This window comes from Streptomyces sp. NPDC111516 (assembly GCF_055635345.1).
Map to the genome: position 1 here is coordinate 147465 of NZ_JBVKBV010000003.1, position 16334 is coordinate 163798.

At 70.5% G+C, this 16334-nt stretch carries 13 protein-coding genes; 9 read left to right on the forward strand and 4 right to left on the reverse strand.

Features of this window, described 5'->3' with window-relative positions; genetic code table 11:
* The first annotated feature begins 208 nt into the window (after nucleotides 1–208).
* From ACZ7L9_RS08645 to ACZ7L9_RS08655, 3 genes are all read left to right on the forward strand, one after another.
* Complete coding sequence (locus tag ACZ7L9_RS08645) at nucleotides 209–868, forward strand: response regulator (RefSeq protein ID WP_471413726.1); 660 nt, start codon at nucleotides 209–211, stop codon at nucleotides 866–868.
* Nucleotides 869–1012: 144 nt separating this feature from the next.
* Complete coding sequence (locus ACZ7L9_RS08650) at nucleotides 1013–1447, forward strand: pyridoxamine 5'-phosphate oxidase family protein (RefSeq protein ID WP_471413728.1); 435 nt, start codon at nucleotides 1013–1015, stop codon at nucleotides 1445–1447.
* A gap of 121 nt (nucleotides 1448–1568) precedes the next feature.
* Nucleotides 1569–2561 (forward strand): phosphotransferase, encoded by a 993-nt coding sequence (locus ACZ7L9_RS08655; RefSeq protein WP_471414114.1) that lies wholly within the window; start codon nucleotides 1569–1571, stop codon nucleotides 2559–2561.
* 47 nt (nucleotides 2562–2608) lie between these two features.
* Here ACZ7L9_RS08655 and ACZ7L9_RS08660 read toward each other — a convergent pair whose 3' ends face one another.
* Entirely contained in the window at nucleotides 2609–4246 is a 1638-nt protein-coding gene (locus tag ACZ7L9_RS08660; RefSeq protein WP_471413730.1) for a protein kinase domain-containing protein, read from the reverse strand.
* 295 nt (nucleotides 4247–4541) lie between these two features.
* Between ACZ7L9_RS08660 and ACZ7L9_RS08665 the strand changes: the two genes are divergently transcribed.
* The 6 genes from ACZ7L9_RS08665 to ACZ7L9_RS08690 all read left to right on the forward strand — a co-directional run bounded on the left by ACZ7L9_RS08665 (nucleotide 4542) and on the right by ACZ7L9_RS08690 (nucleotide 12220).
* Nucleotides 4542–6185, forward strand: a complete 1644-nt coding sequence (locus tag ACZ7L9_RS08665; RefSeq protein ID WP_471413732.1) for a protein kinase domain-containing protein — start codon at nucleotides 4542–4544, stop codon at nucleotides 6183–6185.
* Nucleotides 6186–6330: 145 nt separating this feature from the next.
* Nucleotides 6331–7065 carry a hypothetical protein gene (locus ACZ7L9_RS08670; RefSeq protein WP_471413734.1) on the forward strand — a complete coding sequence of 245 codons (735 nt, stop codon included), beginning with the start codon at nucleotides 6331–6333 and terminating at the stop codon, nucleotides 7063–7065.
* Between the two features lie 80 nt (nucleotides 7066–7145).
* On the forward strand, nucleotides 7146–7775 hold the full coding sequence (locus tag ACZ7L9_RS08675) for a PadR family transcriptional regulator (protein ID WP_471413736.1): 630 nt from the start codon (nucleotides 7146–7148) through the stop codon (nucleotides 7773–7775).
* 154 nt (nucleotides 7776–7929) lie between these two features.
* Nucleotides 7930–8709: an ABC transporter ATP-binding protein gene (locus ACZ7L9_RS08680; RefSeq protein WP_471413738.1), complete on the forward strand. Its 780-nt coding sequence runs from the start codon at nucleotides 7930–7932 to the stop codon at nucleotides 8707–8709.
* The gene (locus ACZ7L9_RS08685) at nucleotides 8706–11552 is read left to right on the forward strand and encodes an FtsX-like permease family protein (RefSeq protein ID WP_471413740.1); all 2847 of its coding nucleotides are present in this window, start codon (nucleotides 8706–8708) and stop codon (nucleotides 11550–11552) included. The genes ACZ7L9_RS08680 and ACZ7L9_RS08685 overlap by 4 nt, the downstream gene beginning before the upstream one ends.
* Before the next feature lie 119 nt (nucleotides 11553–11671).
* Complete coding sequence (locus tag ACZ7L9_RS08690; RefSeq protein ID WP_323183884.1) at nucleotides 11672–12220, forward strand: bacterial proteasome activator family protein; 549 nt, start codon at nucleotides 11672–11674, stop codon at nucleotides 12218–12220.
* Between the two features lie 149 nt (nucleotides 12221–12369).
* Here ACZ7L9_RS08690 and ACZ7L9_RS08695 read toward each other — a convergent pair whose 3' ends face one another.
* The 3 genes from ACZ7L9_RS08695 to ACZ7L9_RS08705 form a co-directional block, all read right to left on the reverse strand.
* Nucleotides 12370–13356 (reverse strand): NAD(P)H-quinone oxidoreductase, encoded by a 987-nt coding sequence (locus ACZ7L9_RS08695; protein WP_471413742.1) that lies wholly within the window; start codon nucleotides 13354–13356, stop codon nucleotides 12370–12372.
* 165 nt (nucleotides 13357–13521) lie between these two features.
* Complete coding sequence (locus ACZ7L9_RS08700; RefSeq protein WP_471413744.1) at nucleotides 13522–14658, reverse strand: potassium channel family protein; 1137 nt, start codon at nucleotides 14656–14658, stop codon at nucleotides 13522–13524.
* Nucleotides 14616–16319 (reverse strand): molybdopterin molybdotransferase MoeA, encoded by a 1704-nt coding sequence (locus ACZ7L9_RS08705; protein WP_471414115.1) that lies wholly within the window; start codon nucleotides 16317–16319, stop codon nucleotides 14616–14618. Before ACZ7L9_RS08705 ends, ACZ7L9_RS08700 begins: the two co-directional genes overlap by 43 nt.
* Nucleotides 16320–16334 lie beyond the last annotated feature (15 nt).

Below are 16334 nucleotides of genomic sequence, written 5' to 3' on the forward strand. Positions count from 1 at the left end.
CCCTGCCAAAAGCACGTTACCCAGTACGCCGCATAACTGCGAAACCCTATCTGACCTGCGATTTTGCTTGGATTTCCAAGTAAATCGAAAAAGACGGGAACTCTCGCTGGTCACAGCACTGGGAACAGCCTTGCAGGCCGCCGGAACAACGGCACGTTATCCCGCCGTTCGGCGGCAGGGAAGAGGCGAGTGTGTGAGACTGCATTTTGTGCGCGAACAAGGAAAAATCACCGTTTTTCTGCTGGACGACCACGAAGTCGTCCGGCGCGGAGTCCATGAATTGCTCTCGGTCGAGGACGACATCGAGGTCGTCGGCGAGGCCGGCACGGCGGCGGACGCGCTGGTCCGCATCCCCGCGACCCGGCCCGATGTGGCGGTGCTCGACGTACGGCTGCCGGACGGGAGCGGAGTGGAGGTCTGCCGGGAGATCCGTTCCCAGGACGAGAGCATCAAATGCCTGATGCTGACCTCGTACGCCGATGACGAGGCGCTGTTCGACGCGATCATGGCGGGCGCCTCGGGGTATGTGCTGAAGGCGATCCGCGGCAACGAACTGCTGAGGGCGGTACGGGATGTGGCGGCCGGGAAATCGCTGCTGGACCCGGTCGCGACCGCCCGTGTGCTGGAGCGGCTGCGTGATGGAAAGAAGGGCCGGGGCGACGACAAGCTCGACAGTCTCACCGATCAGGAGCGCAAGATCCTCGATCTGATCGGGGAGGGGCTGACGAACCGGGCGATCGGCGAGCGGCTGCACCTCGCCGAGAAGACGATCAAGAATTATGTCTCCAGTCTGCTCTCCAAACTGGGCATGGAACGGCGCTCGCAGGCCGCCGCGTACGTGGCCAGGCTGCAGGCCGAGAAGGGCTGAACGGCGGGCCGGCGCCGTACGCCGGAAGAACCAAGACGCGCACGGAGCGGCCGTGGTCCTCGGTGATCTCCGGGACTTTGGTCCCGGACCACCTGGGGCCGCGGCCTCTTTCTACGGTCTCCCCGGTGGCGGAGAGTGGTGGGCATGTCCTCTGAGGAACTCCACGCGATCGATCTGCTCGGCCGCGTCCCGTACGGCCGGCTGGCGACGAGCATGCGAGCCCTCCCCATACTGGCGATCGCCCGCCACATCGTGGTCGACGGCCGCGTCGTGCTGCGGATGCACGGCGGCCTCGGCTACCACGAGGCCTGCGACGGCACGGTCGTGGCGTACGGAGCGGACAACTTCAACACCACGCCCTCGGAGGACGACGGCGAACTGTGGTCCGTGCAGTTCACCGGCCCCGCCGAGATCGTGCACCCGACCCCCGAGCAGCGGGAGCGCTTCGGCGCCGCCCCCACCCGGATGAACGGGGAGCCCTTCGCCCCGGCCTACCTCGGGGTCGACCCGTACTTCGTCTCCGTGCACACTCTGGGCCTCCCACGCAAGTCAGCCGAGCCGCAACGCAGCGTGATCTAACATCTGGTGAGTGCCGCGCTCATCTGTAACCCTTCCGTCTGCTCCGCCGGTCGGCGAGGTGCTGTGCTCCTCCGCGCCCCGTTCAGCAGTGCCCCGCCCGCCCGTTCCTCCGGTGGACGAGGTGCTGCGCCGCTACCCGGATGCCGGTGAGCCCCTCACCTGCAAGCCCGTCACCCAGGGCCTCCTCAACCACGGCTACCGCGTCTCCACCACCCGCGGCCACTACTTCCTCAAGCACCACCTCGACGACTCCACCGGCGACCGCGCCACGATCGTCCGCCAGCACCGCGCCACCCAGCGGCTCCAGTCACTCGGCGTGCCCGTCGCCCCGCCCGTGGAGGACACCGAGGGCGACACGGTGACGGAGATCGGCGGCCGCTGCTACGCCCTGCACCCCTGGGTCGACGGGCTGCACCGGGCCGGCGCCCAGCTCACCGCCGCCCAGTCGCAGCGGCTCGGGGCGCTGCTCGGGGCCGTGCACACCGGGCTCGAACAGGTCATGGAGGCGGGCACGGGACTCGCGGGGCGGTCCGGCGGGTACCGGAGCCCCGACCCCGCCGACACGTTCACGCTGATCGAAGACCTGCTGGCGGCCGCGCGCGGCCGCCGCCCCCGGGATTCCTTCGACGAACTGGCCGAACACCGCCTCCTGGAGCGGCGGGCCCTGCTGGAACAGCATGCGGACCGCAGGCCGCCCACCCCCGACATCCCGGCCACCGGGTGGGTGCACGGCGATTTCCACCCGCTGAACGTCCTCTACCGGAGCACGGAGCCGGTCGCGATCCTCGACTGGGACCGGCTGGGGGTCCAGCCTCGCGCGGAGGAGGCGGTGCGGGCCGCGGCGATCTTCTTCGTGCAGCCGGCCGGGAAACTGGAACTGGAGAAGGTTCGGGAGTACGCGGGGGCCTACCGGCGGGCGGCCGGGGCGGGGGCGGCGGAACTGGCCGCGGCGGTACACCGCGTGTGGTGGGAGCGGCTCAACGACTTCTGGATACTGCGCTGGCGGTACTGCCTGCACGACCGAAGGGCCGACCCGCAGTTCCCTGCGGTGTCGGCCCTGGCGGTCTGGTGGACCCGCGAGTACGAGGCGGTGTGCGAGGCGTTCACGGGGTGAGACCCCGCGCGTTCACGGAGTGGGATCGCGCCGTGAACGCTGCGGGGCTACTGGGTGGTGGTGCCCGCGGTGGTGCCCGCGGTGGTGCCGGCTGAACCGGCCGCGCCCGCAGAGGTTCCGCTCGACGTACCCGTGCCACCGTCGGTCGCCCCGGTACCGCCGTCGGTCGCACCCGTGCCACCGTCGGTCGCCCCGGTACCACCGTCGGTCGCACCCGTGCCACCGTCGGTCGCCCCGGTACCACCGTCGGTCGCACCCGCGCCACCGTCGGTGCTGCCACCCGTAGCCGGATTCGACGGCTCGGTCGACGGCACCTCGGACGACTGGCTCGGCGTGACGGGCGGGGAATAGTGCTTCTTCGGCGGTGATTCCTGCTGGTTGCCGGTGGAGTTCTCCGGTTGGCTCTGCTCGCTCTGCTGGTCGCTCGGCGCGGGCGAACTCTCCGGCGAGGACGGTGAACTGGAGGTCGTCGCGGGCGTCTTCTCGTGCTTCGTGCCGCCGCCGTTCGCCGCACTGACCGCGAAGGCGACACCGGCGCCGATCGCGATCAGCGCGAGCACGACGAACAGCCACAGCTTGCCGCGGCCTCCACCGCCCTGGTGTCCGCCTTCGTAGCCACCGTCGTCGGGGTTCATCGGCGGCAGGATCGGGCCCTGCGAGGTGTCCCCGTGCTGCGGGTGGCCCATCGCCATCGTGCCCCCGGCGATACCCATGGCCGGAGTGTGTCCGCCTTCGTGCATCGCGACCGGGCCGGTGTTCCACGTACCCGTGTGGCCGCCCTGCACCTGGAGCATCTGCAGGCCGTACTGGATGAGGCCGCGCATCTCCTCGGCGCTCTGGAACCGGTCGTCCGGGTCCTTCGCGAGTGAGCGCATGACCAGCCCGTCCAGCTCCGGCGGCACCGCGTCCAGCACCTCGGACGGCGGGACCGGAATGTCCTGCACATGCTGATATACGACGGAGAGCGGCGTCTCGCCGGTGAACGGGGGCCGCAGCGCGAGGAGTTCGTACAGCAGGCAGCCGGTGGCGTAGAGGTCGGAGCGGTGATCGACGGCCTTGCCCAGCGCCTGCTCGGGGGAGAGGTACTGCGGCGTTCCCATGACCATGCCGGTCTGCGTCATCGTCGACTGTGCGCCGTGCAGCGCACGGGCGATGCCGAAGTCCATCACCTTGACCGCGCCCGAGTTCGTGATGATCACGTTGGCGGGCTTGATGTCACGGTGCACGATGCCGTGCTGGTGCGAGTACGCGAGGGCTTCCAGCACGCCCGAGACGATGATCAGGGCCTGCTCGGGCGGCGGGGCCTCGGCGTTGAGGAGCAGATCGCGGATGGTACGGCCCTCGACGAGCTCCATCACGATGTAGGGGACGGTCTGGCCGCCCACCACGTCCTCGCCGGAGTCGTACACGGCGACGATGGCGTGGTGGTTGAGGCCCGCGACCGACTGCGCCTCGCGCGTGAACCGGGCCTTGGAGACCGGGTCCTCGGCGAGATCGGAACGCAGGAGCTTCACCGCGACCGTACGTCCCAGCCTGACGTCCTCGGCCGCGAAGACCTCCGCCATGCCGCCCCGGCCGAGCCGGTGGGTCATCCGGTAACGCCCGTCACCGACGACGCCGCCGATGCCCCAGGAGTCGGTGCCATCCGAAACTCCGCCGCCGTTTGCTTCGGAATCGGGTGCCATCAGTCCTCGCCGTCGTATCTGTCCGCGCGTCCGCGGGTTCTCACGGTGTCTAGCTGCATTGCCACGTCACGCTACAGCCTCTGCCGGACACACCGTTCCCGAGAGGGACCGGTCATCCAACCGCCCGGCGCGCCGCCCACGCAAATTCGATGCGGATCCTGTAACGCTTCCGAGACGCTTCTTGTGCGTAGGGTCACGGAACGGGCACCCGGCTTGACGTGTCGTACCCCTCGGGCAGACTTGGCGCGTAAATGGGGATCACCCCGTCAGTCGCGCGCCGAGGGGGAAGCAAGTCATGAGCCAGGACGGCGCACACGGCGCTCAGGGGCGCTACGCGGGCGGTTCGGTCGCCGGCGGCCGATACCAGCTTCGCGACCTCCTCGGCGAAGGCGGGATGGCGTCCGTATATCTGGCGTACGACGCCGCTCTGGACCGCCAGGTCGCGATCAAGACTCTCCACACCGAACTGGGCCGCGAGCAGTCGTTCCGCGAGCGGTTCCGGCGCGAGGCACAGGCCGTTGCCAAACTGCAGCACACCAACATCGTCTCGGTCTTCGACACCGGCGAGGACGAGCTCGGCGGCGCGCTGATGCCGTACATCGTCATGGAGTACGTGGAGGGGCAGCCGCTCGGCTCCGTGCTCCAGGCGGACATCCAGAACTACGGGGCGATGCCGGCCGACAAGGCGCTCAAGGTGACGGCCGATGTGCTGGCGGCGCTGGACACCAGTCACGAGATGGGCCTGGTCCACCGCGACATCAAGCCCGGCAATGTGATGGTGACCAAGCGCGGTGTCGTGAAGGTCATGGACTTCGGCATCGCCCGCGCCATGCAGTCGGGCGTCACCTCGATGACGCAGACCGGCATGGTCGTCGGCACCCCGCAGTACCTCTCCCCCGAGCAGGCCCTGGGCCGCGGGGTGGACGCGCGCTCGGACCTCTACTCGGTCGGCATCATGCTGTTCCAGCTGCTGACCGGGCGCATCCCGTTCGACGCCGACTCGCCGCTCGCCATCGCGTACGCGCATGTCCAAGAAGATCCGGTCGCGGCCTCCACCATCAACCGCTCGATCACCCCGGCGATGGACGCGCTCGTCGCCCGCGCGCTGAAGAAGAACCCGAACGAGCGCTTCCCCAGCGCCGCGGCGATGCAGGACGAGATCGCGCGCGTGCTGAACGCGGGCGGGCAGACGGGTGCCCCGGTGATCGTCGCGGGCGGCGGCGCGCCGGCGAACAGCGGTTCGGGCGTCGGCTCGGCGGTCTTCCCGCCGGTCGACCAGTCCACTCCGACGCCGCAGAACGTCCAGACGCCCTACCAGCAGGGCCCGTACCAGTCGGGGCCGTACGGTGCGCCGACCCCGGCGCCCACCCCGGCCCCGTCGTACGGCTATCCGCAGTCGGCTCCGGCCTACCAGAGCCAGGCGCCGATGGCCCCCATGTCCCCGATGCAGCAGCAGACCCCGCCGCCGTACACGATCACGCCGCAGACGCAGGGCGGCTCCGGCCGGGGCGACGCCAGGCGGAACATGCCGGTGATAGTCGGCTCGATCGTCGTCGCGCTGATCGCGATCGGCGGGCTGATCACGGTGCTCTCGCTGAAGGACGACCCGGGTTCGAAGGGCGCCTCGCCGAGCGAGTCGTCGGCGTCGAGCGAGCACAAGGATCCGGAACGGAACCGGACGATGAAGACCGATGCCTGCACGGACCCCATGGAAAACGACGACGTGAACATGGTCGACGCACCGAGCTTCCTCTACAAGGACATCCTCTCCGCGAAGGCGTGCGCGGATGCGGCGGGCTGGACGATCAAGCAGATCAAGGTGCCGGGGAACACCTACGCGGAGGACCAGGTCATCGACCAGTTCCCGACCTCCGGAACCGCCGTGCCCAAGAGGGGCGCCCACTTCGAACTCCGCATCGCGACGGGCGACCCGGCCTGAGCGGACGCGGTACGCGCGTGCGCGGCAGTGGCGGGGCGCGGGCGACCTCCCGGGGGCGTCACATATCCGAGATGCCGGTCATATCGTCACATGTGACGCTGACCCCATGGCTCAAGGACTTCTTCCATCGCGGTCCACGAGGTGCGTGGTCTGCCTCATATTCTCGGCGGGCGCGGCACTGGGGGCCGCAACGGGCCAGGCACACGCGGACCGGCGCACCCCCGGCGGGGCGCCGGGGGCGGCCGGCGGCTCGGTGACGCCTCCAGCAAGGACCTTTGCCGCATCTTCCGCCCGCCCCTCCACCGGCCCCGGCGCCCCGGGTGCCCAGCCGTCGGGCAAGGGGTCGACCACCCCTTCGGCCGAACCCTCGGACATACCGACGGCCGCTCCCTCGGACGGCAGCTCGGCCGCCCCCGCACCCCCGGCGCCTCCCCTGCCCTCCTCCCCGGCATCCGGCTCCCCCTCGGCCTCCCCCTCCGGCCCGTCGCCCTCCGCCGCCGCGGACACGGAGTCGCCGCCCCGCGAAGCGCAGTCCCCGCTCGCCGGATTCGAGGCCGGGGAGGGGCGGCTGCGGCCCGGGCGGCCGCTCGCACCCGCGGGCAGCTCGTCCGCCGAACCCGCCGAACCTGCGGAACCCGTCCGGTCCGATGTACCCGACACGTCCGACATGCGGCCCACGGCGACCGATCCGGGGCCGGTCCCCGCCGCGATACCCGCGGCGAGCACGTCCCCGGAGCCCGGCCGACCCGCACCGCAGGCCCTCGACAGGCCGGCCGTACGGCGCCTGCAGCAGGTGTCCCTGGGCGCGGGAATCGCGCTGATAGGGCTGGGACTGGGCTTCCTCGCGTTCCGTATGCGCCGTATGCGCCGCTCGGCCTGAGAACCACGGGCCCGCAACCAGCGCGCAGGCACTCCGAACGTGACTTGCGCCGAGCAACATACTGGGTATACATACTCAGTATGTCGATCCGTCACGGGCTACTGGCCCTGCTGGAGGGGGGGCCCAGATACGGCTCCCAGCTCCGCACCGAATTCGAGTCGCGCACCGGCTCCACCTGGCCGTTGAACGTCGGCCAGGTGTACACGACGCTGAGCCGGCTGGAGCGCGACGGCCTGGTCGTCCAAGACGACGAGGACGACCAGGGACACGCCCTCTACGCCATCACCGACGACGGCCGCACCGAGCTGCGCAACTGGTTCGAGACGCCCGTCGACCGCAGCAGTCCGCCCCGTGACGAGCTGGCCATCAAGCTCGCCATGGCGGTCGGCGCGCCCGGTGTGGACATCCGGGCCGTCATCCAGTCCCAGCGCCACCACACCCTCAAGGCGATGCAGGACTACACCCGCCTCAAGGCGCAGGCCCTCGCCGATGTCCCGGCCAACCGCGACGAGGTCGCCTGGCTGCTCGTACTGGAACAGCTGATCTTCCAGGCGGAGGCGGAGGTCCGCTGGCTGGACCACTGCGAGTCCCGGCTGGTCCGCTTCGCCGAAACCGCCGCCACGGAGCCGGAACCCGAGGTACGTACGGCCGGCCGCACCCCGGCCGGCCGCACCCCTGCCCGTATCGCCCGTCCGCGCAGCCGGCGCTGACCACCAACCACCCGCGTACACCCGGCACATACCCGGACCACCCGGCACCCGGCACAAACCCCGGACCGTCCACGCACGCACCCGGTGCCGGCCACGGACCGCTCCCGGGGCCGCCGTCGGCCCACAGACCCGTTCCAAGGGGGAACCACCCACCATGTCCTCGCGCGCCCCGTCCCGATCCGCGTCCTCGTCCGGCGCACCGCTGTCGGTCGACGCACCGGTGCTCGAACTCCGAGCGCTCACCCGCACCCACGGCACCGGCGTCGCCGAGGTGCACGCCTTGCGCGGCGTCGACCTCGCCGTGCACCCTGGTGAACTCGTCGCCGTCATGGGCCCCTCCGGCTCCGGCAAGTCGACCCTGCTGACCATCGCCGGCGGTCTCGACACCGCGACCAGCGGCCAGGTCATCATCGAGGGCCAGGACATATCCGGCCTCGGCCGCAAGGGCGTCGCAGCCCTGCGCCGCCGCAGCGTCGGCTATGTCTTCCAGGACTACAACCTGATCCCGGCGCTGACCGCCGCCGAGAACATCGCCCTGCCGCGCGAGCTCGACGGAGTCTCCGTGCGCAAGGCGCGCAAGGAGGCACGGACGGCGCTGGAGGAGATGAAGCTCCTGGAGATCGCCGACCGGTTCCCGGACGAGATGTCGGGCGGCCAGCAGCAGCGCGTCGCGATCGCCCGCGCACTGGTGGGGGACCGGCGCCTCGTGCTCGCCGACGAACCGACCGGGGCGCTCGACTCCGAGACGGGCGAGGCCGTGCTCGCGCTGCTGCGCAACCGCTGTGACCAGGGCGCGGCCGGCGTGATGGTGACGCACGAGTCGCGGTACGCCGCCTGGGCGGACCGGGTCGTGTTCCTCCGGGACGGTTCGCTCGTCGACCAGACGCTCACCGCCGGCGCCGACTCGCTGCTGGCCGCCGAGGGCGCCAAGTGAGCCTCTTCACGGGCTGGCGCGCCTCCCTCCGCATAGCCAGGCGCGACGCGATGCGCGCCAAGGGCCGCAGCGCACTGGTGGTCGCGATGATCGCGATACCGGTACTCGGCGTCACGGCCCTCGATGTGACGTACCGCAGCATGACGCCGAGCGTCGCCGAGCAGCTGACCAGCAAAATGGGCTCCGCCGACGCACTGTTCAGTGACGAGATGATGGGGCCCATCGAGCAACTCCCCGATGGAGCGGTGAGCCACATCTACATGGGCGTGGACGACACGCCGCCCGTGGAAGACGTCGCCCCGGTCGACATCAGGACGACGTTCCCCAAGGGGTCGCGGGCGATCAGCATCCAGTCCGTCCCGGCGAGTGTCACCACCCGGTACGGCATCACGAACACCGACATCGTCGAGGTCCGGACGTCGGACACGATGGTCCGCGGCAAGATCGACCTCGTGCGCGGCGCCTATCCGCACGGCACGGGCGAGATGGCCGCCACCGAGCCGTTCCTGAAGGCGACCGGACTGCACGTCGGGTCGACCACCACCGTGCGCAACTCCGGCCGGACGTACACCATCACCGGCGCGGTCGAGCTGCCCAGCGAGCTGAAGACCGAGGCGCTCTACGCCGACCCCGGTGCGGTCATCGCGCCGTGGAAGAACAGGGCCGACCACGACAAGAAGGTGCTTCCGCCGAACGCCGGGTCCACGGACTGGCTGGTCAAAGGCCCCGCAGGGGTAGGCGTGACCTGGCCGCACATCATGGAGGCCAATAAGTCGGGCGTGCTCGTCACGTCCCGGCAGGTCGCCCTCGACCCGCCGCCGGACTCCGAGGTCCCGCTGATGGCCAGGAACCCGCACATCGCCGACAGCGGCTCCGGAGAGCTCAGCACGGCACTCGTCACCGTGATCGCCATGGCGGTCCTGGAGATCGTGCTTCTCGCCGGACCGGCCTTCGCAGTCGGTGCGCGCCGCTCCCGCCGCCAGCTCGGCCTTCTCGGCACCTGCGGCGGAGACAGGCGCCATGTCAGGGCCGTGGTGCTCGGTGGCGGTCTGGTGCTCGGTGGCATCGGAGCGGTGGCGGGTGTCGTGGTCGGTCTCGGGCTCACCGCGGCCCTCCAGCCCGTGATCGAGAACTGGGCCGGACACCGGTTCGGCTCTCTCTCGATGCCGCCGCTGGAGTTGCTGGTCATCGCCGCGATCGGCTTGATCACCGGTTTGCTGGCGGCGTTCGCCCCGGCGATCGTGGCGAGTCGGCAGTCCGTACTGGAGTCGCTCACCGGACGACGCGGCGTCCGCCGCTCCTCACGGGTTCTGCCCGTCCTGGGCGCCTGCGTGCTGGCGTTCGGCGCCGCGATCGCCGGCTACGGGGGCATCAGCGGGAATTCGACACTGGTCGCCGGCGGATCGATCGTCGCCGAACTCGGTCTGCTCGCCTGCATCCCGGTGATCGTCGGCTTCCTCGGACGGCTCGGCAGGAGGCTGCCCCTCTCGCCCCGGATGGCGCTGCGTGACGCGGCCCGCAACCGTGGTCGTACCGCTCCCGCCGTCGCCGCGGTGATGGCGGCGGTCGCGGGCTCGGTGGCCATCGCCACGTATACGTCCAGCCATACTGCCGAGTACGAGTACAACTACCTCCCCTCGCTCGCCACGGGCACGATCGTCGTCTCGTCCTCCGACGAGAAGGCGGCCGAACACCTCCCGCTGGCACGGACGGCGGTGGAGCGGAACATGGCCGTCACCAGCGGGCACGCGGACTTCCGGCGGGTCTGGGCAGGCAGCGACTGCAACAACTACGAGGAGAACCGATGCGGCTCGCTGGAACTGGTCAAGCCCACCGGCAAGGCCCACAGCTGCCCGCTCACCCGCAAGGGAGCCAAGGAACTCGCCGCACGGCTCTCCGCCGACGAGCACAAGAAGCTGATGCGTTCCCCCGCCTGCCTCAGCGACCTGATGGCGTCGGGTGTCTTCAACACCGATGAGAGCAACATCGTCGTCGCGGACGCGGACCTGCTCGACACGTATGTGAAGCTCGACGACCCCGCAGCCGCCAAGGCACTGGCCGCGGGCACTCCTGTGCTGCTCAACCCGGTGTACGCGGAGAACGGCGAGGTCACCGTCAAGGCGGTCCACCGGTACAGCGAGAAGGACAAGGAGTACGGGACGCAGCACCCGGGCAAGGCGCGGACCACCATGGACAAGCTGAAGGTGTACGTGGCCCCCGCGAAGTACGCCGCCACCCCCGGAATCCGCATGATCCTTCCGGAGAAGACCGCAGAGCGGCTCGGCCTGCACACCAGGGCGTCCGGGAGCGTGTATGCGGTCGCCCATGCGCCGAAGGCCGCCGAGCACCAGCGGGTTGCCGGTGCCATCGAACAGGCCGGCGGCGGCATCTGGGTGCAGTCCGATTACGGCCCTGGCCAGGAACAGGACACCACCCTGCTGATCCTGACCCTGTTCGCCGGCGTGGTGACCCTGGGCGCGGCCGCGATCACTACGGGCCTGGCCAAGGCGGACGCGGAAGCCGACCTCAACACCCTCAGCGCGGTGGGTGCGCCTCCGAGCGTGCGGCGGAAGCTGTCCGGCTTCCAATGCGTGGTGGTGGCGCTCACGGGGGTGGTGCTCGGCACACTGGCGGGCCTGGTGCCCGCGGTGGCGCTGCGCCTCATCGATCTGCGGGAAGCGCTGAAGTCGATGCGGCTCGATCCCACGCAGTCGGCGTACACGCCGATCGTGCTGCCCTGGGCGACCATCGGTCTGCTCGTCGTGTGCGTTCCGCTGCTGGCCGGCGCGCTCGCGGCGGCGTTCACGCGGTCGCGCCTGGCGCTGGCGCGGCGGGCCGGATGATGACACGGGCGGTGCGGTCAGTGGCCTGACCGGCTGTTTCGGTGCCCTCGAAAACGGTGGATCAACCGTTCTCGGGGGCACCACCGTGTTGTACAGCAGGTGTGCGAGACAATGGCGCCATGGAGATGCCGAGGAATGAACGGTCGCAGGAGCACCCCCAAGTCCTCGTGGTGGGGCAGGACGGCATGGCGATCGGCGGCGGTGGCACTGACGACGAGTCGCGTGAGGTCCCAGTGACGGAGATGGTCGAACAGCCCGCGAAAGTCATGCGCATCGGCAGCATGATCAAGCAGCTCCTGGAGGAGGTCAGGGCTGCTCCTCTCGACGAGGCGAGCCGGGTCAGGCTCAAGGAGATCCACGCGAGCTCCGTGAAGGAGCTGGAGGACGGCCTCGCGCCGGAACTGGTGGAGGAGCTGGAGCGGCTCTCCCTGCCGTTCACCGAGGAGTCGGTGCCCTCCGAGGCGGAACTCCGGATCGCGCAGGCCCAGTTGGTGGGCTGGCTGGAGGGCCTCTTCCACGGCATCCAGACGGCGCTGTTCGCCCAGCAGATGGCGGCGCGGGCCCAGTTGGAGCAGATGCGCCGCGCCCTTCCGCCGGGGAGCGGACACGAGGACGAGGACGGCAGCGGGGACCAGCACGGGGCCATCCGGTCCGGGCCGTATCTGTAGTCGGTACGCCGCTCTGGTCCGTACGCCGCTCTGGTCCGTACGTTCCGATGACGCAGCAACACCAAGGCCCGGCACGCATGGTCGACGACCTGTGTGCCGGGCCCCGTTGTGTGCGGTACCTGCCCGATGGCGGGGGCAGGGGCGGAAGGTCAGCCCGCGGTTGTCCGCAGAAGCACCTTCCCGATGTGCGCGCTGGACTCCAGCACCCGGTGGGCCTCGGCGGCGTCGGGCATCGGCAGCATGCGGTCCACGACCGGCCGTACGACACCGTCGGCGATCAGCGGCCAGACATGCTCGCGTACGGCGGCGACGATGGCGGCCTTCTCGGCGAGCGGACGGCCGCGCAGTGAGGTCGCGGTGATGGCGGCCCGCTTGTTCAGCAGGGCGCTCAGATTCAGCTCACCCTTGACGCCGCCTTGGAGGCCGATGATGGCCAGTCGGCCGTTGACAGCGAGTGCCTTCACGTTCCGGTCCAGATACTTCGCGCCGACGATGTCGAGGATGACGTCCGCACCGGCGCGGTCCGTAGCCCTGCGCAGCTCCTCGACGAAGTCCTGCTCCCGGTAGTCGATCAGGATGTCGGCGCCCAGCTCCGCGCAGCGCGCCAGCTTCTCCGGTCCGCCCGCGGTCACCGCGACCCGTGCGCCCGCGGCCTTGGCGAGCTGGATCGCCATCGTGCCGATGCCGCTGGACCCACCGTGCACCAACAGCGTCTCGCCGGGGCGCAGATGGGCCACCATGAACACGTTCGACCAGACCGTGGCCGTCACCTCGGGCAGTGCCGCCGACAGCGTCAGGTCGACTCCGCCGGGTACGGGCAGCAACTGCCCGGTGGGTACGGCGACCTTCTCCGCGTAACCGCCACCAGCGAGCAGCGCACACACCTCGTCGCCGACCGACCAGCCGCTGACGCCGGGCCCGACCGCCGAGATGCGGCCCGCGCACTCCAGGCCCGGGTACGGGGAAGCACCGGGCGGCGGGTTGTAGAACCCCTGCCGCTGCAGCACATCGGCGCGATTGACCGCGCTGGAGACGACATCGACGAGGACCTCGCCCTCGCCGGCTACCGGATCGGGCACCTCGGCCCATACGAGCGCCTCGGGGCCACCGGGTTCGGGGATCGTGATCGCATACATGGCGGCGAGGCTACTCCGTGGCACGGGACGGCCGGAGTCGTGGCGCGGGACGGACAACCACGCGGCGGCGGGAAGTGACACCGCAACGCCGGAGGGCGACTCCATGACGCGACGGGCCGTACCGGCGGCGCCCGATGACGAGCGCGACGCCCGCGCGATGCCCGGCTACGAGCGCGGCGCGCCTGGCGCCGGGTGGCTCAGCGGTGGTTCGTTCGAGGCACGCACGATGGTGATCAAACGGTCCGTCAGCTGCAGGGGACTGGCCGCCGGATCGTCGTATCCGAGCAGCCGATGCCCCCGCAACACGCTGACGACGAGATCCTCGGTCTCCCGGACGCTCTTGCCCACCTCGGCCTTTATCACCGGCCGTTCGACGAGATCGAGACCGCTGCCTTGCTGGATCAGATCCTCCATCACCGTGCCCGCGCTGGGACTGAGGACGGAGAGGCCGAGCAGCCGGCCCGCGGCGCTGGCGCTGGTGATCACCGCGTCGGCGCCGGACTGCCGGAGCAGCGGGGCGTTCTCCTCCTCGCGCACCGCGGCGACGATCTTCGCGCCGCGGTTGAGCTGCCGCGCCGTCAACGCCACCAGCACCGCCGTGTCGTCGCGCTGGGTGGCGATGATGATCTGACGCGCCTTCTGGAGCTCGGCACGCAGCAGAACTTCGCTGCGCGTCGCATCGCCGACCACACCCACGAACCCTTCGGCGTTGGCGATCTCGATCACCTTGCTCGCCGGATCGACGATGACTATCTGTTCTTTGCTCAGGCCGGTGGCGCGCAGGGTCTGGATGGCCGAACGGCCCTTCGTGCCGAAGCCGACGACGACGGTGTGGTCACGCAAGTTGGCTCTCCAACGCTTCAGCCGAAAGTCCTCCCGGGTCCGTTCCGTGAGGACCTCAAGAGTGGTACCGACCAGGATGATCAGGAACAGCACCCGCAACGGTGTCACGAGCAGCACATTGCTGAGCCGGGCGCTGTCGCTGTACGGGGTGATGTCTCCGTATCCGGTGGTGGAGAGGGTGACCGTCGCGTAGTACACCGCGTCCAGCAGGTCGACCTCGTCATCGGCGGCATCGTGATATCCCCCGCGGTCGAGCCAGACGATCAGCACAGTGGCGGCAAGCACCAGCAACGCCATCATCAGCCGCTTGGCGACCTGCCGCGCCGGCCCCTCGGTGACCCTGCGCGGGAGCTGTACCCGCGTGGGCGCGACATGCTCGTCGGCGCGCCTGGCCATCGCATCATGGCCGGGAAGTTTCACGTGAAACACCCTTCCGCCCACGGCGTCGCCGAGGCCCACGGTAGGTCGAGGATCTCCACCTCGGTGCCGGACCGTACCCCGCCCGGAGGTACGACGGCCAGTCCGTCGGCCGCGGCAATTCCTCGGAGCATCGCCGGACCGTTGTAATGCAGCGGTACGGCGTACTCGGCACCGCTGCCGGTTCCCGCACCGCCGAGAATGCGGGCGCTGTCGTCGGTTCCGCCCGCGCGGTGGACGACGGGTACCAGACGGGTGTCGTGCGGGTGCCCGTGCACCTCGTCGCGCACCACGGCCCGGTACGGCGCCTCCGGCGCATGGCCGGCCAGCCCGCGGAGCAGCGGCTCGGCGAGCGTGAGAAGCCCGGAGACGGCGGCCAGCGGATTGCCCGGCAGCCCGACGAGATACGGGCCCCCATCCGGTCCCTCCGCCCTGAGCCTGGCCAGCAGCATCGGGTGGCCGGGGCGGACGGCAACGCCGTCGACCAGCAGCTCGGCCCCGATCTCGGCAAGGACGGGGTGGACATGGTCGACAGGGCCGGCGGCCGTACCGCCGGTGGTGATGATCAGATCCGCGTCGGAGGCGGTGAGGGCGTGTCGGAGGGCCGCGGCGTCGTCGCCGAGGCGCTGCGGGGCGGAGACCTCGGCGCCCAGGGCGCGCAGCCAGGGGCCGATCATCGGGCCGAGCGCGTCACGGATCAGCCCGTCGTGCGGCAGCCCACTGGTCAGGAGTTCGTCACCGAGGACGAGGACATCGACGCGGGGGCGGGGGACGGTGCCGAGCTCGTCGTACCCTGCGGCGGCGGCCAGCCCGAGAACTGCGGGCGTCACCAGGGCCCCGGCGGGCAGGAGTTGATCGCCGGAACGGCACTCCTGGCCTCGGGGCCTGATGTCCTGTCCTGGATGTACCTGGTGCGTCGCGTGGAGCAGCCCCTTGGACTCGTCCACGCGAGCGTGCTCGCTACGGATCACCGCGTTGGCGTCCGCCGGGATGCGTGCGCCGGTGGCGATCCGTACGGCATCCCCGTCGGGGAGCGCGGCGGGGGCGCGGTGCCCGGCAAGGATGCCCAGATCTTGGCTCGGACGTGGGCTTGTGTCGCCCTCCTCGCTTTCGCTTCCTTCGGCCTCGCGTATGGTCCATGGACCCGGTCCGGTGACGACCCAGCCGTCCATGGCGGAGGTGTCGAAGGACGGCAGATCGGTGAGTGCGACGAGCGGTTCGGCGAGCACGTGTCCGAGTGCCTGGTCGAGCCGGAACCGCCGGGCACGGACGGGAACGTCACGGCCCGACCGCGCGGCGAGCGCGCGCGCCTCCCACCAGGAGTACGCCCGGCTGTGCCGGTCACGCCCGTGCGGCCGGACGGCGCCCTGGTCCGGCGGCGGGGAAGGAAACGGAGCCGGGGACCCGGACGGGGATACGGACGCGCGCTCTTCCGTGGGGCGGGGCCGGTCCGTGGAGTTCGACGACTCCGAGGAACAGGAGTCCATGGAGTGGGACCGATCCGCAGGCCGACGCTGATCCACAGAGTGAGGTCGACGTGACGGTTGAGGTGCGCCTGACGACCGGCGCCCAACCAGCGCCAGGGCCTGTTCGACGGCCCGGTCCTCCTCGGCGGCCCGCAGTTCCTCCTGGGTCGGCCTCCGCTCACCCGACGCCGGACTGTCGCGCGCCGAGGACCCGGCGTCCACCGGCGCAACGCCCATCGACGGGACATCGGC

Coding starts and splice junctions, on each gene's coding strand:
- ACZ7L9_RS08650 (WP_471413728.1), top strand. CDS start 1,013: ATGTCCTCTGAGGAACTCCACGCGATCGATCTGCTCGGCCGCGTCCCG.
- ACZ7L9_RS08695 (WP_471413742.1), bottom strand. CDS start 13,356: ATGTATGCGATCACGATCCCCGAACCCGGTGGCCCCGAGGCGCTCGTA.
- ACZ7L9_RS08660 (WP_471413730.1), bottom strand. CDS start 4,246: ATGGCACCCGATTCCGAAGCAAACGGCGGCGGAGTTTCGGATGGCACC.
- ACZ7L9_RS08665 (WP_471413732.1), top strand. CDS start 4,542: ATGAGCCAGGACGGCGCACACGGCGCTCAGGGGCGCTACGCGGGCGGT.
- ACZ7L9_RS08690 (WP_323183884.1), top strand. CDS start 11,672: ATGGAGATGCCGAGGAATGAACGGTCGCAGGAGCACCCCCAAGTCCTC.
- ACZ7L9_RS08675 (WP_471413736.1), top strand. CDS start 7,146: ATGTCGATCCGTCACGGGCTACTGGCCCTGCTGGAGGGGGGGCCCAGA.
- ACZ7L9_RS08680 (WP_471413738.1), top strand. CDS start 7,930: ATGTCCTCGCGCGCCCCGTCCCGATCCGCGTCCTCGTCCGGCGCACCG.
- ACZ7L9_RS08705 (WP_471414115.1), bottom strand. CDS start 16,319: ATGGGCGTTGCGCCGGTGGACGCCGGGTCCTCGGCGCGCGACAGTCCG.